The organism is Actinoplanes missouriensis 431, assembly GCF_000284295.1.
GTDB classification, from domain to species: Bacteria; Actinomycetota; Actinomycetes; order Mycobacteriales; family Micromonosporaceae; genus Actinoplanes; species Actinoplanes missouriensis.
On sequence record NC_017093.1, the window covers coordinates 3,441,864 to 3,461,860 of the forward strand.

The window sequence follows — 19,997 nt, forward strand, 5'->3', positions numbered from 1 at the left end:
GGTCAGCGACGCCCGAACTGCTCGGCCAGCACCTCGCGGGTGACCGTGGCGCCGAGCCGATCGCCCTGCACGGTCGCGCCCCGGTAGTGCACGCCGGCCCAGATCCGTGCCTCCATCAGCTCGGCGCGGGCCGCCCGGAGACTGCCGAAGTGCCGGGTCGTGCCGGACGCCTCGCTGAAGGCGCTGAACGCCAGGTCGTCGCGGCCGAAGAACGCCCGCAGCGCCGTCATGATCGCGCTGGTGTAGCAGGCGTGGCCGGAGGGCCATTCCGGCGAGGGCGCGGTGGTGCGCAGCGGCGTCCAGGCCGGGTCGGCGCCGGTGGCGGGGTTGCCGTCGGTGTCCGCCAGCGGAATTGCGGTCACCGGCCGCCAGAAGCTCCAGTGCCGCTTCTCCCGGTAACAGGAGATCATGGTGTCCACGGTGGCGATGTCGACCATGGCGAGCATCCGCGCGGTCTGCAGCGGGCTGAGCCGGTGATCCGCGGAGAGCTCCCGCTTGATGTGCCACTCCACCTGCCGGTAGTCGTCCCACCAGATCGCCGCGTCGGTCTGGTCCGGGGTTCGGGTCGTGCTGGCGGCCGCGCCGACCGCCTTGACCTCGTTGAGCTGGCGGGCATAGGCGGCGCTGGTCAGCGCGGGCGGCCCGGTCACGCGGAAGGCGGCGGGGTCGTCGACCACGAACGGCCGCAGAAACGGGAACCAGCCGCCCGCCTGCACATATCCCGGCGGCGTGAGCCGGTACTGACCGGGTTCGGTCCCGACCGGCCACGTCACGTCGGAGAACGCGCCGTCGCCCTGCCGGTCCGCGATCATCGCGGCTGCCGCCTCGGCGCCGACACGGATGCCGCCGCGCTTCGCCCGGCCGTCGTCGATCCCGGCGAGCGCTTCGTCGTACCGCGCACGGAGGGCGTCCGCCTGGGCCGGGAACAGCGATCGGAGTACGTCGTGAGCGGCCGTGGCGACGGCTGCCGCCGTCGAATATCCCCGTCCCCCGGCGGGGGCCACGAGGTAGGGGCGGTACGGCGTGCCGGCGATCGCGTTGACCGCGTCGTAGACGGCGCCCTGCACCATGGCGAAGCTGCGCGTGCCCGCCGTGGGCGACTGGCGGCCGACCTCGTAGATGGCGGTCTGCGCGTGGATGTTCCAGACGATGACGGGATTGGCGGCGGTCGCGGGCCGCGCGGCGGACGCCACTCCTGCGGACGCCGCGCCGGCGGTGGACGCGGTCACGGCGAGCGCTGCTGCCAGCGTCGCGGCGGCCAGTGCGCGGAAACGAACACGATGTGCCATGGGATTCCCCCCGTGGGCCGGATCGAGTGTCGATCCGAGCATCGAGGTTCGCCGATGGAAAGGACAGTGTTCTGACGCAAAGCCGCTACCGGCCGGGGCCTCGTCGATCGGCGGCGAGGCCCCGGCCGCCAGGTCCTCGTCAGCCCGCGAGGTGCTTGCGGGCGAAGGCGATGTTGTTCGGCAGCGCCTGCGCCCACACGTTGTGGCCGGTCGCGTAGTGGCGGTAGGTGACGTTCGCGCCGTGCACCCGCATCTCGGTGACCTGCAGGTCGGTCAGGAACGGGAAGGCGACCACGTCGAACCGGCCCTGGTTCACCAGCACCGGCGCGTCGAAACCGGAGACCGGCAGCGCCGTCACGTCCCGCAGCACCGACGGGAACGACCCGGTGTTGAGCGGCTTCTTCAGCATCTGGCCGATCCCGATGCCCTGGGTACGGGTGTTCATGTCGAAGTAGCAGAGCCGGTGCGCGTCGTCGACGATCGCCCGCCCGGCCGGGGTGAGATAGGCGTTCAGGTCGAAGCTCGGCCGGGCCGTCTCCAGGCCGGCGAGGATGTAGGAGACGTAGGTGGTGTAGTCCGGCGCCGGCAGCGGCGGGATGTACGGCCCGGCGAGCGGGATGTAACCCTCCACCTTGGTGGCCGGCGCGTCCGCCATGGCCGCGGCGAGCCGCAGCTCCGGCGCCCGCTCCTTGGCCTTCGCCGCGGTGGCGAGGGTGGCGTGGCCGCCCTGCGAGATGCCGTTCACCACGTAACTGCTGGACAGCGCCGGGGTGGTGGCACGCGCCGCGCGCACCGAGTCGATCACCGCGTTGGCCTCGGCGTCGGCGTCCAGGTAGGCGTGCGAGCCCTCGGTGCCGATGCCGATGTACTCGGTGGCGACGAACGCGAAGCCCGCCTTGATCCACGGGCTGACCACGTTGACGTCCGCCGCGGCCGTCCCGTAGTCGTCGGTGTAGGCGCAGTCGTCACCGAGCCCGGCCGTGACGTGGGCGTTCGCCAGGATCGGCCAGCCGCCCGCCGGGGCCGTGCCGGTCGGCACGTAGATGGTGGCGAGCGCCTGCCGCGGCTGGTCCAGCGAGTCCTGCGTCCAGTAGGTGATCGACGTCGCGGTGCTTCCGGGCGCCTCCTTGCCGGGCAGCGGCGTCGACGCGATCACCGAGCCGGGCGCGCTGCCCGGTGCGGCGGCCGATGCCGGAGCCGGCAGCCCGAAGGCCAGGAGCGGGCCGATCGCCAGGGGCACGACACGGCGGAGCTGAAGCATCGACATCACTCGTCTCTGTGGAGATCCTGTTAGGTTAGGCGAACCTAACATGAGCACTGTCCGATTCGTTCAAGACGGTCCACTGCTTCTTTCGTACCGTGATCGTCATGGCACCCACCTTCAACGCGATCGGCCTGGCCACGGCCGATATGGCCGCGTCTCTCTCCTTCTACCGCCGGCTCGGGCTGACCTTCCCGGACGGCGCGGAGAAGGAGCCGCACGTCGAGGCGACAGTCGCCGGCGGCATCCGTCTCATGTGGGACACGCACGACGCGCTGCGCTCCTTCGACCCGGACCACAGTCCGGGACCGCCCGGCGGCGGCTGGGCCTTCCTCTGCGCCGATCCGGCCGAGGTGGACGCCTGCCACGACGACCTGGTCGCGGCCGGTCACCGCTCGGTCAAACAGCCGTGGGACGCCCCGTGGGGGCAGCGTTACGCCCAGATCGCCGACCCGGACGGCAACGTGGTCGACCTCTTCGCCTGGACCGGGTCAGCGGACTAGCTCACGCAGCGGCACGCCGGCCATCGCCCGCACCTCACGAGCGAGATGGGCCTGGTCGGCGTAGCCCACGTCGGCGGAGACCGCGGCGAACGGCCGGCCGGTGCGGGCCAGCGCGACGGCCCGCTGCAACCGGAGGATCCGGTGCAGGGTCTTCGGACCGTACCCGAAAGCGGTGTTGCTCCGGCGTTGCAACTGCCGGGCGCTGAGGCCGCACCGATCGGCGACCGTGCCCACCGGCACCCCGGCCCGCGCGGCGCCGGCCAGGGCGACCATCACCCGGTCCGCGTCCTGCCAGCGCCGGCTCGCGGCCGCGGTCAGCGCGCCGATCGGATCGGGCGCCTCGGCGACGGCCCGCACGGCGGCGGCCGGCCACAACGCGTCGAGCGGCACCCGCTGATCGACCAACTCGGAGCCGGGCACGCCGAGCACGCCCGGCCCGGTGCCGGCGCCGAACCGCAGCGCGGCGAACCGGCTGCCGGGCGGGGGAAGGGTCACCTGCGCGGTGGTGTCCGGCCCGGCGACGAAGACCGTGCCGTCCTGCCAGATCAGGTCGAGACAGCCGTCCGGCAGGATGCGTTTCGGCCGCATGCTTGCCGGACCGTCGCGTGGCGTGACACTGCTCCATGCGACGACATGGGGGAGCGAGGACGTCCATTCCCGATACACGCCCTCGACCATGCCACGAGGGTGTGACAAGTCCCGGGCGCGCCGACCGGCAGAGCCTTCGGGCGATGGCGGATGGGCGTTACGGTGGTCGGATGTCAACGAGACTGTCACCCGCGGAATGGGTGCGGCGCCGCCGGGCCGACCGCATCGACCGCCGGCTCGAGGTCGCCGGCGCTCGGGCGTTCGGGCGGCTCGGCCGCCTCGGGGAGAGCTGGCACATCGTCGACTGGTCGCAGACCGGGCTGACACGCCGGCACGACGAGAGCGACCCGGTGCGCGCCCGGGCGAGCTTCCTGGCGATCGGGCCTGCCGGGGTCTACGCGGTCACCGTCGCCGATCAGGGGCTCTCCCGCGTGCTGATCGTCGGCGACGTGGTGCAGATCAACGGCAGGCGGCTGCCCTACGTCGCCGAGGCCCGCCGTGCCGCCGGCCGGGCGAACACCGCGCTCTCCGAGGCGGCCGGCGTCAACGTGCCGGTGACCCCGGTCCTCGCGTTCGCCGGTGCCGGCGTGCTGAGCACGCACGGCCTGCCCACCACCTGCCTGGTCACCACCGACCGCGACCTGGACAAGCTGCTCACCGCCGGCGGCAGCCGGATCAACCCGGGCACCGCGGCGCGGCTCGCCCGGATCGCCCGGGAGCGGGCCGGCGCCGACCGGCCGAGCATGGCGGGCTGACCGCTTCGACCATCCGTTCGTGGGTCGCCCGTTGGAGGGGTCCACGTTCCGTGCGTCCCCGTCCGACCTGGCGTGCCGCCGACCGTACCCATCGGTGTCCCTCGATCGTGGTGTTGACCCTGGCGATGGTCAGCGTCGATCGTGTGCGGCGGGCCGGAACGGCCTGTTCCGGCCCGCCACCGTGCGCGAGACGCCGGGGCCGCGAACACACGGAGGGACGTCCGTATGGGGCACAGGAGCGGTGCGAAGCCCGGACGCGGCGGCACGATCCGCGGTCGCGTCGTCCGCACCCTCGCCCCGCCGCTGGTCGCCATGCTGGTGCTGCTGAGCGTGGTCGCCGCCGGCGAGATCGCCGGGTACCGCGCGGCGAACGAGACCGAGACCCGCGTCGACGTCGTGCTGGCCCTGCAGAGCCTCGCGCGGGAGCTGCAGACCGAGCGCGGGGTGACCGCCGGGATGCTCGCCGGCGAGCAGCGCTTCCGGGCCGAGGTCGCCGTCGCCCGGGAACGGGTGGACGCCCGCCGCGCCGAGGTGGAGACGCTGCTGGCCGGCGGCGGACCCCTCGCCGGCCAGGCGGCCGAGCAGATCGAGCAGCTGGACGACCTGCGGGACGTGCGCGCCGGCGCCGACGCGGGATCGGCCGCGGACGACGAGACGTTCGACTTCTACACCGAGCTGATCGAGGAGCTCGGCGACATCTTCCTGGACCTGGAGACGGTCGCCGACGACCAGTTGCGCCGGGGCGCGGAGTCGCTGGAGATGCTCAACCAGGCGACCGAGGCGATCGCCCGGGAACGCGCCGTGCTCAACGTGGCCTTCGCGGCCGGCGAGTTCGAAGCCGGCGGGTTCGCCGACTTCGTCACCATCCTTTCGGTACGGGACCTCGCGCTCGGCGAGTTCGACGAGTTCGCCAGTGCCGAGGCGGCACGGGCCAAGGACGACCTGTTCGCCTCACCGGCTGCGGCCGAGGCACGCGCCATGGAGCAGGTGGCGCTGGAGGCGACCGGCGGCGAGCGCCTGCGGGTCGACGCCGACCGGTGGTGGACGGTGCAGGCCACCGTTCTGGACGACCTGTCCCGGCTCGCCCAGCGGATCGGCGGCGCGGCCCAGGACCGGGCTCGGGAGCTGCGAGAACGCGCCACCGTACGGGTCGGCGCGCTCTCCGCCGTGGTGCTGCTCTGCCTGGCCGGCTCGCTCTATCTCGCGACCGTGGCGACCCGGTCGCTCGCCGAGCCGCTCGCCGCCCTCTCCGAGGAGGCGCACCGGCTGGCGGGGGACCGGCTGCCGGCCGCGGTCAGCCGCGCGGTCGCCGGCGGGGACGCCACACCACCCGATCCGGTACGGGTGCCGCCCGGAGCCAGTGGCGAGGTCCGCCGGGTCGCCGACGCGCTCGACCGGGTGCAGGCCACGGCGTACACCCTGGCGACCGAGCAGGCGGCGCTGCGGCGCAGCAGCGCCGAGTCACTGGCGAACCTGGGCCGGCGCAACCAGAACCTGCTGCGCCGCCAGCTCGGTTTCATCACCCAGCTGGAACGGGAGGAGTCCGACCCGGCCGAGCTGGCGAACCTCTTCGAGCTGGACCACCTGGCGACCCGCATGCGGCGTAACGCGGAGAGCCTGCTCGTGCTGGTCGGCGCGGCGAGCCCGCGGCAGCGGACCCGGCCGGTCGCGCTCGCCGACGTGATCCGCTCCGCGGTCTCCGAAGTGGAGGAGTACCGGCGGGTGGTGCTGCGCCGGATGGACGACGCGACGGTGCACGGCCCGGCGGCCAGCGGTCTGGCGCACATGCTCGCCGAGCTGGTGGAGAACGGCCTGACCTTCTCCCCGCCGGACCTGGAGGTCGAGATCCACGGACGGCGTCTCGACGACGGCTATCTGATCGCGATCTGTGACCAGGGTGTCGGGATGACCGACGCGGACCTGCGCCGGGCCAATGAACGGCTGCGCGGCGGCGGTGACTTCCTGACCGCGCCGGCCCGATTCCTCGGGCACTACGTGGTGGGGCGGCTCGCCGCCGAGATGAACGTCGACGTGCAGCTCACGCCGTCGCCGGTGATCGGGGTGACGGCCCGGGTGGTACTGCCGGCCGGGCTGCTGGCGGATCCGCCGGCGCTGACGCCGGGAGAGCCGGCTGCTCCGGCCGCTGAGCCCGCGCCGCAGCCGGCGCTGGTGAGTCCTCTGCGGGTGCGGCCGCACGCTGATGAGGTCGACTACGTGGTGCTGCCGACGGTTGCTCCGGCGGTTTTCTCCCCGCCGTCAGTCTCCCCGCCGTCAGTCTCCCCGCCGTCAGTCTCCCCGCCGTCAGTCTCCCCGCCGCCAGTCTCGTCGCCGCCAGTCCCGTCGGCGCCCGTCTCGTCGGAGCCAGTCCCGTCGGCGACCGTGGAGACCCCGATCATTCCCGCCCCGCGCACCGCGATGGACCACCACGCGCTGCACCGCGACGAACCACCACGTACCCCCAACGGCCTGCGCAAACGCATCCCGCGGGCACGGCCGCCGGTCACCCCCGGTCCCGCGCCGGCCGCCGCGGGCGAGACCCCGGCGCTGATCACCGACTCACCCCACGCGGTACGGGATCGGCTCACCGCCCTGCGTGACGGCATCCACCGTGGTTCCCGCCGCCCCTGACCCGTTCCCGCCGCCCGACCTGCTCCGGCCGCCCGACCCCGAGGAGTACCCGCATGAGCGTGGACGCGCCCGCCGCCGACCGGCACCAGTTCAACTGGATGCTGGGCAACTTCGTGCACCAGACGGACGGAGTCCGCGACGCCGTGGCCGTGTCGTCGGACGGCCTGCTGATCGCCGGCTCGGACGGCCTGACCCGGTCCGACGCCGACCAGCTGGCCGCGATCGTGTCCAGCATGGCGAGCCTGGCGCGGACCGCGTCCCGCCGGTACGACTTCGACGGCCTCAAACTCGTCATGATCGAGATGCGCCGGGGATTCCTGGTGATCTCGGTGATCCCGGGCGGCAGCTGCCTCGGCGTGGTGGCCGGCGGCGACAGCGATCTCGGCCTGATCGGTTACGAGATCTCCCTGCTGGCCGAGCGTTTCGGTGACCTGCTCACTCCCGCGCTGATCGCCGAGTCCCGGCAGTACCTGCCTCGGTGAGGCCGACCGCGATGAACCGGCCGAGGGACGCCGAGGAGCCTCTCGTGCGTCCGTTCATGCTCACCGGCGGGCGGACCCAACCCATGCACGACGGGGTACGGGTGGAGACCCAGCTGCACGCCGCCCCCGCAGCCCTGTCCGCGCCGCTGCGGTTCGAGGCGCGGCGCATCGTCGAGCTCTGTCAGCTTCCCCGGTCGGTCGCGGACCTGTCGGTGGCGCTCGGTGTGCCGCTCGGCGTGGTCCGGGTGATCGTGGCGGACCTGATCACCGAGGGGTTCCTGGTGGTCGGCGAGGCGCCGGGGGAGCTCTCCACCGCGTTGATCGAGAGGATCAGGGATCGTGTTCGGGCGCTCTGACACCGTGCCGGCGCTGACGCCGGTAGCCGTCAAGATTGTCATCAGCGGCGGCTTCGGCGTCGGCAAGACGACGTTCGTCAGCGCCGTCTCGGAGATCGAGCCGCTGGTCACCGAGGCGGAGATGACCGAGCGGTCGATCGGGGTGGACGACACGTCGGCGGTGGCCGGGAAGACCACCACCACGGTGGCCCTGGACTTCGGCCGGATCACGCTGGACGACGCGCTGCTGCTCTATCTGTTCGGCACGCCGGGACAGGACCGGTTCGCGTTCCTCTGGGACGACCTGGTGACCGGGGCGCTCGGCGCCGTCGTGCTGGTGGACACCCGCCGGATCGAGGACTGTTTCCCGGCGATCGACTACTTCGAGGAGCACGACATCCCGTTCGTCGTCGGCGTCAACGCGTTCGACGGCGCCCGGCGGTTCGATCTGGCCGAGGTCCGGGAGGCGGTCGGGGTACCGGACGGCATCACGCTGCTGGAGTGCGACGCCCGCCGCCGCGAGTCGGTGAAGGCAGTCCTGGTGGCGCTCACCGAGCGGGTGCTGACCCGGCGCCTGGAACGCGCCGGGGTGTGAGCCGGCCTTTCGCCGGCCGGCCCTTTTGTCAACCGGCCCTTTTGTCAACCGGCCCTTTTGTCAGCCGGGCCTTTGTCAGCCGCCCAGCACCCAGACGTGGGCGCGGCCGTTCGCCGTGCCGGTTTTCTGCACCACCACCATGTCGGGGCGCTTGTCGCCGCTGGCGTCGGTGACCAGCACCGCATACCGCTCGTCGGCGAGCCCGAGCAGGGTGCGCGCCTTCACCAGTGTGCGGCTCAGTTTCGCCGCGCCGTCCAGCACGTGCAGCTCGGTCTTGCCCTCGGCGGTGGCCGGCTTGCGGACCAGGACGACGTCCGGCCGCTTGTCGCGGTTCCAGTCGGTGACCTGGACCTGCATGCCGTCCTGCACGGGCTCCGCGGTGACGATGGCCGGCAGCAACTCGCGCTGCAGGTTCGCCGCGCCGTCCAGCACCTGAACCTCGACCTTGCCGCTCGCCGTCCCGAACGTGCGCACCGCGACCAGGTCGAGGCGGCCGTCGGCGTTCCAGTCCACCATCGCGAACTGGGCGCGGTCGTCGACGGGCAGGCTCGTCGTGACGTCCAGGATCAGGTCACGGAACGAGTCGCCGTCGGCGATCCGGACCTCGACCTTGCCGCTGTCCGTGCCGGTTTTCTGCACCGCCACCAGGTCGGGCCGGCCGTCGCCGTTCCAGTCGGCGGCCGTGTAGTCGTGCCGCTCGTCGGTGGCCTCGATCGCGGTCGCCGTGATCAGCGACAGGGAGGTGAAGTCGCGGGTCCCGTTCAGGATGCGGACCTCGGTCTTGCCGGTGGCCAGGCCGGCGCCGTTGACGACCATCAGATCGTCGTGCGAGTCGCCGTCCCAGTCGGCCATCAGCAGCTCGTGATGCCCGGTCAGGGTGCCGATCTCGGTCTCCGCGGTGGCGGTGACCCGCTGGAACGGCCCGGTCGGCGTCGGCGAGGCGGTCGGTGTGGTGGGCGAGACCGGCGTGGCGGCCGGCGACCCGGAATCGGTCACGGCCGGCGGCGCGGAACCGGTCACGGCCGACGAGCCGCCCGACCACAGGCGGGAGACGATCAGCGCGGCGTCGTGCGCCTCCGGCGAATAGGCGCCCGGGTAGGCCGACGTCTGCACGTGCTGGCAGATCGCGCCGATGCCGCCGGTCATCCAGCCGCCGCCGGGGAACTTGCGCATCATCGCCTTGAGAAACGCGTCCGTCGCGTAGGCCGGGTCGGTCAGCTCCGCGGTGCTGCCCCAGCCCTGCGAGGGCCGCTGCTGGAAGAGGCCGAGGCTGTCGTGGTCGTGGGCGACGCGGTGGTTCTTGAGGGTGCTCTCCGCGATCGCCGTGGTCATCGCGATGACGGCGGCGCGCTCGGGCAGGTCACGGGCCTTGACCCGGGCCACGATGATCCGGGCGCAGGCGATGGCGCGGCCGCTGACGGCCGAGCCGAGGCGGCGGCCGTTCATCAGAGGGCGCAACTGGTCGGCGATCGCCCGGTCGGCGGCGGTGGCCTCACCCGGGATGCAGGCGATCGACCGGGGCGCCGCCGCCGGCAGCGGGGCGGCCTGCGCGGCGACCGGCACGAACGACGCGAGCGTTCCGACGGCGAGTGACGCGGTGAGCAACAACCGGTGCACGACACGAGTGCGAACCTGACCCACTGCCATGTCGTACCGGACCTCCCCATGACCGTCGACGCGGGACCAATCTGCCACAGATCGGGCCCGGATCGGAAGGCACGGAGGGTCAATGAGACGAAGACTTTTCAGCTCCAATCGGCTTTTCGGGCGATCGCCTCCAGTTCGCCCGCGTCGGCGACGGCGTCCGCGGGGTCCTCCGGCCAGGCCTCCACCTGCGCGGATGCCCAGTCGGCCCACCGCGCGACCATCGCATAGAAGTCGGTGAAGAAGGCGCCGGCGAGCATCGGAACGGCGGCCCGGTGCTGGTAGGGGCCCTCGCCTGCCGCGTACTCCCGGGCGGCGGCCAGGTTGCCGGCGTTGGCCTGCTCGGCCCAGGCGCGGGCCGCGGCGATGGTACGCAGGGCGTCGTCGCGCGTGCCGTGATCGGCGTAGGCGAGCTTGACCAGCTGCTCGAACTCGAGGACCGGCCCGTCACCGGGTTCGGCGAGCCACCCGGCCAGGGCAGCGCGGCCGGCCTCGGTGATCGCGTAGACGGTGCGGGGCCGCCGGCCGACGGTCTCGGTCGTCGCCGTCGCCCAGCCGAGGACCACCAGCTTCTTGGGCTCGTCGTAGAGGCGGCTCTCGGCGCGCGGCCACATGCGTCCGAGACTGCGCTGCACCTGCCGGGTCAGCTCGTAGGTGCTCCAGGACCGGACGGCCAGCAGACCGAGGACGGCGTACGTGGTGGTGGTGGCGCGAGTGCTTGACACATGCTCTCCTTGAGACCATTCTGAATACTCTCAATGAGAGTATAGGGGAGAATCATGGCCAGCACGATCAGCCGGCGGCAGGAGCAGGCCTGGGACGGTGACGAGGGCGCGTACTGGGCGCGGCATCATGAGCTCTTCGAGGGATCCCTGGCCCGCTACCAGCCGGCCTTCCTCGCCGCGGCCGCGATCCAGCCCGGCCACCGGGTGCTCGACGTGGGGTGCGGCACCGGCGTCACGACACGCGCCGCGGCCGCCGCCGCGCCGGCCGGGCACGCGCTCGGGGTCGACCTGTCCTCCGCGATGATCGACGTGGCACGCGGGCTCGCCGGCCGGGCCGGACTGGAGAACATCGGCTTCGTGCGGGCCGACGCGCAGGCGTACCCGTTCCGCCCCGAGTCCTTCGATGTGCTCATCAGCCGTACCGGATCGATGTTTTTCGAAGGGCCGAAGGCCGCCTTCGCCCATCTGCGCCGCACTCTCGCGCCCGGCGGGCGGATGACGCTGCTGACCTGGCAGCAGCCGGAAAAGCAGGAGTGGATCAACGAGTTCGCGCGGGCGCTCACCGGGCGTGAGCTGCCCGCGGTGGCGCCGGCCGGGCCGGGCCCGTTCTCGCTCAGCGACCCGGACGAGGTGCGTGCGCTGCTCGGCGAGACCGGTTTCGCCGGTGTCAAGCTCACCGCGGTCAGCGAGCCGATGGTGTACGGCCGGACGGTGGGGGAGGCGCACGCGTTCCTGCTCGGGCTGCTCAGCTGGATGCTGCAGGGGCAGGACGAGGAGCAGCGAGCCGCCTCGGCGGAGGAGTTGCGGCGCGTGCTCGTCGAGCACGCGACCCCGGCCGGCGTCTGTTTCGGATCATCCGCCTGGCTGATCACCGCCCAGGCCGCCTGACACTCGTCAAGGAGAGATCTGTTGCTTGGGTCGGGCGGGCCACGGAGTCGTTCGTGGCGCCGCTGAGCCCCGGCGGACGTGGTGCCGTGGTTCGCGGCGGCGCAATCACCGGCCGAGCATTACGACATCTATCAATGTGAGCCGCCCTCTTGTTTCATGGGCGTTACTGCTCGGTAACACCACATACATTGACGGGAGTCACGACATGGTTCCGCTCGTACCCCTGAAACGCCTGGCCGCGGCGGCCCTGGTCGGCCTGCTCGCGGCCGGCGCCGCCACCGTCCCGGCGGCCGCTGCCGCGCCCGCCCTGCGTCAGGTCATGTTCGTGGGCAACAATTGGGACGGCACGGTCGACGTCATCGAGCCCAGCGGCGGCTACAGCCGCATCGGCCGCCTCTCGGTGATCCCGGACCGGGCGCAGAGGCTCACCGAGATCTACCTCAACCCGATCAAACTGGCCTTCTACCTCGGCGTCCAGCAGGGGCCCGGCGAGGGGCACGACCAGCTCGTCGACGACATGTACACCACGCCTGCCGGCGACGCCCTCGTCGTCTCCCGGCCCAGCTTCGCCGACGTGGTCGCGATCGACCTGGCGACCGGGGCGCTGCGCTGGCGGTTCCCGGTGAGCGGCTTCCGTTCCGACCACATGGCGGTCTCCCCGGACGGCCGCACGGTCGCGGTCTCCGCCTCCACCGGCAACACCGTGCACGTGCTGGACATCGTCACCGGCCGGCAGGTCGGCTCGTTCGCCACCGGCGACAAGCCGCACGAGAACATCTACACCGATGGCGGCCGGTACCTGTGGAACTCCTCGATCGGCGAGGTCAACACCGCCCTGGACGCGCCCTGGCTGGACTTCACCAAGGGCGACCGGAAGATCACGATCGCCGACACCAGCACGTTCTCCGTGGTCAAGACCGTCGACATGCGGCAGCGGCTGGACGCCTTCGGCCGCCGCGACCTGTCCGACGCGGTCCGTCCCGCGGTCTTCTCACCCGACGAGTCCAAGCTGTACTTCCAGGTCTCGTTCTTCGCCGGCCTCATCGAGTACGACGTGACAACCGACAAGATCTTGCGGGTACGGGACATGCCCCAGAACCCGGCCACCGATCCGGACCGGACCACGTGGGTGAACGACTCCCGCCACCACGGCCTGTCGATCAGCCGGGACGGCGCCAAGCTCTGTGTCGCCGGGACCATGGACGACTACGTGACGGTGGTCGACCGGGCCACGCTGAACCCCGGTCCGCTGGTCACCGCGATCAAGCCGTACTGGGCGACGGTCAGCGCGGACGGCCGTGACTGCGTCATCTCCGAGGCGGGCGCCGACAAGGTCACCGCGATCAGCTTCGCCACCGGCCGCGCGGTCGCCTCGGTCGGCGTCGGGGACCATCCGCAGCGGGTACGCATCGGTCAGATCCCGTCCGGATGGACCGCCCCGTAGCCGGCCGGTAAGTGAGGGATAGACCGGCTTCCATTAATACTTACCGCCGAGTAACCTCAGGTCCGCGAACTCCCGTCCATGAGAGCCACCACCACTATGGAGGAACCGTGGGTTACCTTCGCCGCGCTGCCGTGCTCGCCACGGCGACCCTGCTCGGGGCCGCCGCCGCGATCACGGCCGCCGCTCCCGCACAGGCAGCGCCGATGTCGATCGACTTCAACAACGTCACCGGTACGACCCATCTCGCCAAGCCGAACGTCGACGTCACCGTCCCGACGTCGTCCGTGAAGACCATGATCGACCTGGACACCAAGACGGTGACCGGCAGCGTCAACCTGTCCGACCTCACCGCGAAGCTCAAACTGGCCAACCTGATCGGCGTCACCTCGACCGTGAAGATCGTGCCGGTCGGCGACCTGAGCGGCACCATCGACCTCGGCGCGTCGAAGCTGTCGACGACGTCGAAGTTCACGCTCCAGGTCACCAACGTGCACAAGGACGCCCTGCCGAAGCTGAACCTGGTGAAGAAGGGTTGCCGCACCGTCCGGCCGTCCACGCTGACCCTGAACAACACCAGCCCGGTCGAACTGTTCAAGCCGATCACGATGGAGGGCACGTACACGATCCCGCCCTTCACCGGATGCGGGCTGCTCACGCCGCTGCTGACGCTGCTGCTGTCCGGCCCGAACAACACGATGAAGCTCGACCTGATCTGACCCGGCGCCGCCCCGGACTCCCGCCACGGGAATCCGGGGCGGAGTCGATCAGACGGTGAAACCGCCGTCCACGTTGATCACCGCGCCGGTGACGTACCGGGCGCCGTCACCCGCGAGGTAGGCCACCGCCGTCGCGATCTCGGCCGGCGTCCCGTAGCGGCCCAGCGCGGTGAAGCCGGTGATCGTGTCGGCGGACGGGCCGTCGGCCGGGTTCATGTCGGTGTCGATCGGCCCGGGGTTGACCAGATTGACGGTGATGCCGCGCGGGCCGAGGTCCCGGCTGAGGCCCTTGGTCAGTCCCACCAGGGCGGTCTTGCTCATCGAGTACAGCGAGAAGCCCGGGAACACCGTGCGTTCCACCATGTTGCTCCCGATCGTGACGATCCGCCCGCCGTCACCCATGTGCCCGGCCGCTGCCTTCGACGCGAGGAACGGCGCCCGCACGTTGACCGCGACCATGCGATCGAACTCCTCCCGCCCGAGCTCCTCCACCGGCGCGACGAAGAACACCGCCGCGTTGTTGACCAGGATGTCCAGCCGCCCGAACCGGTCCACCACCCGGTCGACCGCGGCCGTCACCGCGTCCGGGTCGGCGCTGTCCACCCGCAGCGCCAGGCCGCGGCGGCCGAGGCCCTCGATCTGCTTCACCACGAGCGCGGCCTGATCGTCGCGGTGCTGAAAGGTCAGCGCCACATCAGCGCCGTCCCCGGCCAGCCGCGCCGCCACGCCGGCGCCGATCCCCCGGCTCCCACCGATCACCAATGCCACCTTGCCGTCAAGATCGTTCGTCATGCCTCCACTGTCGTCCGCCCACCCACTGCCGTCTGGCGACAATCGGACCCGGCGTTCCTCGCGTCGGCGCCGTGGATCGTCCAGCGTCGGGAATTCGCGGTGACCAGCCTACGATCACGGCACTTTCCGGCCGCTGGACGATCATCTCGCCCGGCGGCGAGGCCACCGGAGGCGCGGCTCGCGCACCGCACGGCGTGGATGCTCCGGGATGCTGCGCTCGCGCACACGAGAACAACCCCTGGTTACGCCTCGGCCGACCTGCTCGCCTCCCTCTCGGACGTCACGCCCGGTGGCGACCCGGCGTAGCGCCCGACAAGCCGCTGCGGCGGCGATGAAGGTGCAGAATGGCCTTATGTTTGTGATCAAGGAGCGGTTCTTCGCCATCGGGGATGACTTCGACGTGCTGGACGAGCACGGCGACAAGGTCTACCACGTCGACGGCAAGGTGTTCAGTGTCCGGGGCCGGGTCGTCATCGAGGACGCGGCGGGGGACGAGGTCGCCTCCGTGCACCGCCATCTGATCGCGCTGCGGCCGACCTACGAGATCCGGATCGGTGGGGAGAAGGCCGCCGAGGTACGCAAGAAGCTGTTCACCCCGTTCCGTGACAAGTTCACCATCGACGTCCCCGGGCCGGAAGACCTGGAGATGAAGGGTGACCTGCTCGACCACGAGTACGTGATCGAGCAGGCCGGTGACGAGGTCGCGTCGGTGTCGAAGCGGTGGCTGACCATCCGTGACACGTACGCGGTGAAGGTCGCCGACGGCGTCGACCCGCTGCTGATCATCGGCAGCGTGCTGGCGCTCGACCTGGCGCTGGACCGCGAGGCGAAGGACCGCGAGCCCGGTAAGGACGACTGACCGGGGCGCGGCCCGGCACAGGTTAACTGGATCGCCTGGCGCGTTCCTCGTACTCCGCCCGGGCCGCCGTGTCGGCCCGGCTCAGCACCGACCCCGTGTCGGACAGCTTGTCGAGGAACCGGGTGACCCGCCGGGGCAGGGCCTGGGTGACCTTCGTCGGGCCCTGCACCCAGCGCGGCACCCACAGCTCCGCCTGCGGCTTGCGCAGGGCCGCCTCGATCACCTCGGCCACGTCCTCGGGGGTGACCGGTTTGACGCCTTTCGCGGCCGGGACGCCGGTGGAGAGTTCGGTCTTCACCACGGTCGGCAGGACGACCGTGACGTCGACGCCGGCGGGTTCCAGCTCGGCCCGCATCGCCTCGCTGAACCCGACGACGGCGAACTTCGACGCCGAGTAGGTGGCCGCGTTCGCAACAGCGAGGCGGCCCACCGCGGAGGCCACGTTGACGATGTGGCCCCGGCCGCGGTCGACCATGCCGGGCGCCACCGCCTTCGTCCCGTTGATCACGCCGAACACGTTGACGTCCATGATGGTCCGGGTGATCTGGTCGGGTTCCTTGAGCAGCGAGCCGAGCGGCATGACACCGGCGTTGTTGATCAGCGCGTGCCACGGGCCCAGGTGATCCGTCTCGGTCAGGAACTCCTGCCACGACGACGGGTCGGTGACGTCCAGCCGGGCCGCGGCCACCCGGTCGCCGAACGGGGCGGCCACGGTGGCCGCCAGGTCCGGGTCCAGGTCGCCGATCGCCACCGAGGCGCCCAGGCCGGCCAGGCGTTCGGCGGTGGCCCGGCCGATGCCCCGCGCGCCACCGGTGACGATCACGGCCATTCCCGAGATCCTGCGGCTCATGACGGCTTCACCATCGCCCGTACCGCCTTGCGGTTGATCTTCCCGACGCTGGTGAGGGGCACCGAATCCAGGACGATCACCTCGCGGGGGTACTTGTACTTCGCCATCCGCTCCTTGGCGAATTCGACCAGCTCCGGCCCGGACACCTGCTGCCCGGGCGCCAGCTGGACGACGGCGACGACCTCCTCGCCGCTCGACGGGTCGGGGCGGCCCACGCACGCCGCGATCTGCACGGCCGGGTGTTCCAGCAGCACGTCCTCGACGTCGCGGGGGAACACGTTGAAGCCGCCCCGGATGATCAGGTCCTTGAGCCGGTCGACCACGTAGAGGAATCCGTCGGCGTCGAACCGGCCGACGTCCCCGGTGTGCAGCCATCCGTCGCGCACGGTCCGCGCGGTCAGCTCCGGGTCGTTCCAATAACCCAGCATCACCCCCGGCCCTCGTACGCAGATCTCGCCGTCCTCGCCGGTCGGCACCGGTTTGCCGTCCGGGTCGAGGATCGCCACCTCGGCGTGCGGGAGTGGCTTGCCGACGCTGCCGGCGCGGTGCTCGGGAACCGTCTCGGCGGAGACGAACGCGCTGGACTCGGTGCAGCCGTACCCCTCCAGCACGGTCACGCCGAAGGCCTTCTCGGCGGCGGCGCGGACCGGCGGCGGCAGGGTGGCGCCGCCCGAGCCGAAGGCGCGCAGCGACGACAGGTCGTGCTCGCCGAGCGGCTGGGCCAGCAGCATCGCCAGCATGGTGGGGACGACCGGGGCGGACTCGACGCGGTGCTCGGCGACCAGCCGCAGCCAGCCGGCCGGGTCGAACCAGCGCTGCATCACCGAGACGTGCCGGCGGTCGGAGTGCAGACCGGCGATGGAGACGATCAGGCCGTACGCGTGCGACAGCGGCAGCGCCAGCAGCGACCGGGTCACGTCCATGGTCCGGTTGACCTGGTCCAGGCCGCGCCCGCACTCCCACAGGCCGCGGTGGCTGAGCATCACGCCCTTGGCCCGCCCGGTGGTGCCGCCGGTGTAGAGCAGCGCCGCCAGGTCGTCGTCCTCGCGCGGCACGATCGCGGACGGCTCGGCGGACTCCAGCTCGGAGAACGAGGAGCCGATCGTGTACGCCGTGACCCCCAGCCCTTCCGCGGCGTTCCGGAAGAGATCGGCCAGCTCCGGGCTGATGATCGCCGCCGTGGCGCCCGAGTCGGTGAGGATGTGCCGCAGCTCCGGCACGCTCTGCAGGAAGATCACCGGGGTGACCACCGCGCCGGCCCGCCAGATCGCCCGGTAGGAGATGAACACCTCGGGGGCGTTCATGGTCAGCACGACGACCCGGTCGCCGGGCCGGACGCCGCGCGCCCGCAGACCACCGGCCACCCGCGCCGACCGCTCGTGGATCTCCCCGGAGGTCACCCACCGGCCTTCGAAGAACAGGTACTCGTAGTCGCCGTGGCGTTCGAAGGACTGCTCGGCGAGGACGGCGAGATGATGCCCGGTCATGACGAAGCCTCCATTGCCAGTCGTGCCACCTCGTCGAACGCCGCCACGTCGTCACCGAGCAGGAACCGGTCCACCTTGGCCCGCCGCCAGTACAGGTGCGCGTCGTGCTCCCAGGTGAAGCCGATGCCGCCGTGCACCTGGATCACCGCCTCGGCCGCCTGGTCGAGGGTGGTGGCCGCGGCGGCCTTGGCGGCGGCCGCGGCGAGCGGCAGTTCGCCCGGCGCGTGGTCGGCGGCCCAGGCGGCCCACCAGACCAGCGACCGCAGCTGCTCCACCGCGACGTAGACGTCCACGAGCATGTGCTTGATCGCCTGATAGGAGCCGATCGGACGCCCGAACGTCCGGCGCTCCTTCGCGTACTCCACACCGATCTCCAGGATCCGTGCGGCGGCGCCCAACCCCTCAGAGGCGAGCACGGTACGGCCGACGCGCTCCCCGCGACGCCACAACTGTTCGGCGTCGCGGGCCAGCACGACGGTCTCGCCGAGCGCGACGTCACCGAGTCCGCGGGTCGCGTCGATCGGGTCCCGGACGGTGACCGTGCCCGGCCCGCAGACCAGGTCGCCGTCGCGCAGCGCCAGGAACGTGTCCGCGCCCGCCGCGTCCAGGACCGGCCCGTCGTCGTCGGCGACCGCCACGGCCAGGCTGCCGTCGGCGAGACCGGCCAGCCGGTCCGGATGATCGGCGAGCAGCACGGCGGCCCGCGCGTAGGTCACCAGGGACGGCCCGGCGAGGACCCGCCCGGCCTGCTCGGCCACCACGGCCAGATGCAGGACGCTGCCGCCACCCCCGCCGGCTGACTCCGGGACGGTGATCGCCGGGTAGCCGCTCTTCACCAGTTCCGCGCGTCCCGGCCGTACCGGTGCGCCGCCGTCCAGCGCCGCACGGGCCACCGCCGGACCACCCGCCGCGGCCAGGAACTCGCCCGCCGCGGCGGCCAGGTCCCGGTGCTCCTGATCGAGGTCGAAGTTCATCGCAGGCTCTCCCGGAACGTGAGTCCCTTGTCGGCACGAGGTTCGGCGGGCAGCCCGAGGACCCGCTCGCCGATGATGTTGCGCAGCACTTGGTCGCTGCCGCCCGCGATGGCCATGCCGGGCATCACCGCCTGCGCGTTCTGCCACACGCCGTCGCCGTCGGGGGTGGTCGCCACCCGGGCGTCGCCGCCGAGCACCCGCACCGCGAGGTCGGCCAGGTCCCGTGCCGACCGGGTGCCGCTCAGCTTGCCCGCCGACGCCTCCGGCCCGGGCAGCTCGCCCCGGCTGAGTTTCGACAGCTGCCGATAGCCGGTGTAGCGGGCGCCGAGCGCGGCGACGTACCCGCGTCCCAGCTCCTGCCGGGCCAGGGCCTGCCGGTCGGCGCCGAGCGCGCCGATCCGCGCGGCGACGTGCCGGGCCACCGTCTCGGATTTCGGGCCGATCGCGGTGCCGCCGCCACCGAGCGAGAGCCGCTCGTTCATCAGCGTGGTCAGCGCGACGGTCCAGCCGTCACCGACCTCGCCGAGCCGTTCCGCGTCCGGGATCGGCACGTCGTCGAAGAACACCTCGTTGAAGTGCGCCTCGCCGTTCATCTGCCGCAGCGGACGGACCGTGACGCCGGGCGCCTTCAGATCGACCACGAACATCGTCAGGCCGCGGTGCTTGGGCACATCCGGATCGGTACGGGTGAGCAGGATCCCGTAGTCGGCCAGGTGCGCGAGCGTCGTCCACACCTTCTGCCCGCTGACCCGCCAGTCGCCGTCGTCGCCGCGTACCGCCCGGGTGCGCAGCGCGGCCAGGTCGCTGCCGGCGGCCGGCTCGCTGAACAGCTGGCACCACAGGTCGTCGGCGCGCAGCAGCCGCTTGAGGTAGCGCTGCTTCTGCTCCTCGCTGCCGTGCATGATCACGGTCGGGCCGCACATGCCGATGCCGATCAGGTTGATCAGGGCGGGCAGGCCGAGCCGGGACATCTCCTGGTCGACGATCGCCTGCTGCATCGGGGTGCCGCCCCGGCCGCCGGCGGACTCCGGCCAGGTGACCCCGACGAATCCGGCGTCGTAGAGGGCGGCCTGCCAGGCCCGGGGATCGCCGGGCGGGCCGCAGCGTTCCAGGTAGGCGCGGACCGAAGCGCGCCAGGCAGCCTCGTCCGGGGTGTCGTCGAAATCCATCCAGGTCCCTCCC

20 protein-coding genes are annotated in these 19,997 nt (G+C 71.9%); 10 read left to right on the forward strand and 10 right to left on the reverse strand.

Annotated elements, in window-relative coordinates; translation table 11 throughout:
• Positions 1–2: 2 nt before the first annotated feature.
• Together AMIS_RS16050 and AMIS_RS16055 are read right to left on the reverse strand one after the other, a co-directional pair.
• A complete protein-coding gene (locus AMIS_RS16050; protein ID WP_014443381.1) occupies positions 3–1,289 on the reverse strand; it encodes a vanadium-dependent haloperoxidase in 1,287 nt (428 codons plus the stop codon).
• A 139-nt stretch (positions 1,290–1,428) separates the two neighbouring features.
• On the reverse strand, positions 1,429–2,556 hold the full coding sequence (locus AMIS_RS16055) for a lipase family protein (RefSeq protein ID WP_014443382.1): 1,128 nt from the start codon (positions 2,554–2,556) through the stop codon (positions 1,429–1,431).
• Positions 2,557–2,657: 101 nt separating this feature from the next.
• On the opposite strand from AMIS_RS16055, the gene AMIS_RS16060 reads away from it, so the two are divergent.
• Positions 2,658–3,053 (forward strand): VOC family protein, encoded by a 396-nt coding sequence (locus AMIS_RS16060; protein ID WP_014443383.1) that lies wholly within the window; start codon positions 2,658–2,660, stop codon positions 3,051–3,053.
• Here AMIS_RS16060 and AMIS_RS16065 read toward each other — a convergent pair.
• Complete coding sequence (locus AMIS_RS16065) at positions 3,042–3,719, reverse strand: helix-turn-helix domain-containing protein (protein WP_041830927.1); 678 nt, start codon at positions 3,717–3,719, stop codon at positions 3,042–3,044. The genes AMIS_RS16060 and AMIS_RS16065 overlap by 12 nt on opposite strands.
• A 92-nt stretch (positions 3,720–3,811) precedes the next feature.
• On the opposite strand from AMIS_RS16065, the gene AMIS_RS16070 reads away from it, so the two are divergent.
• The 5 genes from AMIS_RS16070 to AMIS_RS16090 all read left to right on the forward strand — a co-directional run bounded on the left by AMIS_RS16070 (position 3,812) and on the right by AMIS_RS16090 (position 8,436).
• The gene (locus tag AMIS_RS16070; RefSeq protein WP_157434888.1) at positions 3,812–4,396 is read left to right on the forward strand and encodes a hypothetical protein; all 585 of its coding nucleotides are present in this window, start codon (positions 3,812–3,814) and stop codon (positions 4,394–4,396) included.
• Between the two features lie 225 nt (positions 4,397–4,621).
• A complete protein-coding gene (locus tag AMIS_RS16075) occupies positions 4,622–7,024 on the forward strand; it encodes a sensor histidine kinase (protein WP_014443386.1) in 2,403 nt (800 codons plus the stop codon).
• 53 nt (positions 7,025–7,077) lie between these two features.
• Positions 7,078–7,506, forward strand: a complete 429-nt coding sequence (locus AMIS_RS16080; RefSeq protein WP_014443387.1) for a roadblock/LC7 domain-containing protein — start codon at positions 7,078–7,080, stop codon at positions 7,504–7,506.
• Positions 7,507–7,517: 11 nt separating this feature from the next.
• Positions 7,518–7,862 carry a DUF742 domain-containing protein gene (locus tag AMIS_RS16085; protein WP_014443388.1) on the forward strand — a complete coding sequence of 115 codons (345 nt, stop codon included), beginning with the start codon at positions 7,518–7,520 and terminating at the stop codon, positions 7,860–7,862.
• Positions 7,846–8,436, forward strand: coding sequence for a GTP-binding protein (locus AMIS_RS16090; RefSeq protein ID WP_041829821.1), 591 nt, complete (start codon positions 7,846–7,848; stop codon positions 8,434–8,436). The genes AMIS_RS16085 and AMIS_RS16090 overlap by 17 nt, the downstream gene beginning before the upstream one ends.
• A 75-nt stretch (positions 8,437–8,511) precedes the next feature.
• Here AMIS_RS16090 and AMIS_RS16095 read toward each other — a convergent pair whose 3' ends face one another.
• Both AMIS_RS16095 and AMIS_RS16100 read right to left on the reverse strand, forming a co-directional pair.
• The gene (locus tag AMIS_RS16095; protein ID WP_014443390.1) at positions 8,512–10,083 is read right to left on the reverse strand and encodes an FG-GAP repeat domain-containing protein; all 1,572 of its coding nucleotides are present in this window, start codon (positions 10,081–10,083) and stop codon (positions 8,512–8,514) included.
• A 98-nt stretch (positions 10,084–10,181) separates the two neighbouring features.
• Complete coding sequence (locus AMIS_RS16100; RefSeq protein ID WP_014443391.1) at positions 10,182–10,805, reverse strand: PadR family transcriptional regulator; 624 nt, start codon at positions 10,803–10,805, stop codon at positions 10,182–10,184.
• A gap of 54 nt (positions 10,806–10,859) precedes the next feature.
• Here AMIS_RS16100 and AMIS_RS16105 point away from each other — a divergent pair, with 54 nt between their 5' ends.
• The 3 genes from AMIS_RS16105 to AMIS_RS16115 all read left to right on the forward strand — a co-directional run bounded on the left by AMIS_RS16105 (position 10,860) and on the right by AMIS_RS16115 (position 13,853).
• Positions 10,860–11,693 (forward strand): class I SAM-dependent methyltransferase, encoded by an 834-nt coding sequence (locus tag AMIS_RS16105; RefSeq protein WP_014443392.1) that lies wholly within the window; start codon positions 10,860–10,862, stop codon positions 11,691–11,693.
• 205 nt (positions 11,694–11,898) lie between these two features.
• The gene (locus tag AMIS_RS16110) at positions 11,899–13,137 is read left to right on the forward strand and encodes a YncE family protein (protein ID WP_014443393.1); all 1,239 of its coding nucleotides are present in this window, start codon (positions 11,899–11,901) and stop codon (positions 13,135–13,137) included.
• A gap of 107 nt (positions 13,138–13,244) precedes the next feature.
• Complete coding sequence (locus tag AMIS_RS16115; protein ID WP_014443394.1) at positions 13,245–13,853, forward strand: hypothetical protein; 609 nt, start codon at positions 13,245–13,247, stop codon at positions 13,851–13,853.
• A 48-nt stretch (positions 13,854–13,901) separates the two neighbouring features.
• Here the strand turns inward: AMIS_RS16115 and AMIS_RS16120 are convergent, their stop codons facing one another.
• Positions 13,902–14,645, reverse strand: coding sequence for an SDR family NAD(P)-dependent oxidoreductase (locus tag AMIS_RS16120; protein WP_014443395.1), 744 nt, complete (start codon positions 14,643–14,645; stop codon positions 13,902–13,904).
• Between the two features lie 331 nt (positions 14,646–14,976).
• Between AMIS_RS16120 and AMIS_RS16125 the strand changes: the two genes are divergently transcribed.
• Positions 14,977–15,504 carry an LURP-one-related/scramblase family protein gene (locus AMIS_RS16125; protein ID WP_014443396.1) on the forward strand — a complete coding sequence of 176 codons (528 nt, stop codon included), beginning with the start codon at positions 14,977–14,979 and terminating at the stop codon, positions 15,502–15,504.
• Between the two features lie 22 nt (positions 15,505–15,526).
• Here AMIS_RS16125 and AMIS_RS16130 read toward each other — a convergent pair whose 3' ends face one another.
• Genes AMIS_RS16130 through AMIS_RS16145 form a run of 4 tightly spaced genes read right to left on the reverse strand, consistent with a single transcriptional unit; the run spans position 15,527 to position 19,984 of the window.
• Positions 15,527–16,354: an SDR family oxidoreductase gene (locus tag AMIS_RS16130; RefSeq protein WP_014443397.1), complete on the reverse strand. Its 828-nt coding sequence runs from the start codon at positions 16,352–16,354 to the stop codon at positions 15,527–15,529.
• On the reverse strand, positions 16,351–17,841 hold the full coding sequence (locus tag AMIS_RS16135; protein WP_014443398.1) for a class I adenylate-forming enzyme family protein: 1,491 nt from the start codon (positions 17,839–17,841) through the stop codon (positions 16,351–16,353). The genes AMIS_RS16130 and AMIS_RS16135 overlap by 4 nt, the downstream gene beginning before the upstream one ends.
• A complete protein-coding gene (locus tag AMIS_RS16140; RefSeq protein ID WP_014443399.1) occupies positions 17,838–18,815 on the reverse strand; it encodes an acyl-CoA dehydrogenase family protein in 978 nt (325 codons plus the stop codon). Before AMIS_RS16140 ends, AMIS_RS16135 begins: the two co-directional genes overlap by 4 nt.
• Entirely contained in the window at positions 18,812–19,984 is a 1,173-nt protein-coding gene (locus AMIS_RS16145; protein ID WP_014443400.1) for an acyl-CoA dehydrogenase family protein, read from the reverse strand. Before AMIS_RS16145 ends, AMIS_RS16140 begins: the two co-directional genes overlap by 4 nt.
• Between the last annotated feature and the right edge of the window lie 13 nt (positions 19,985–19,997).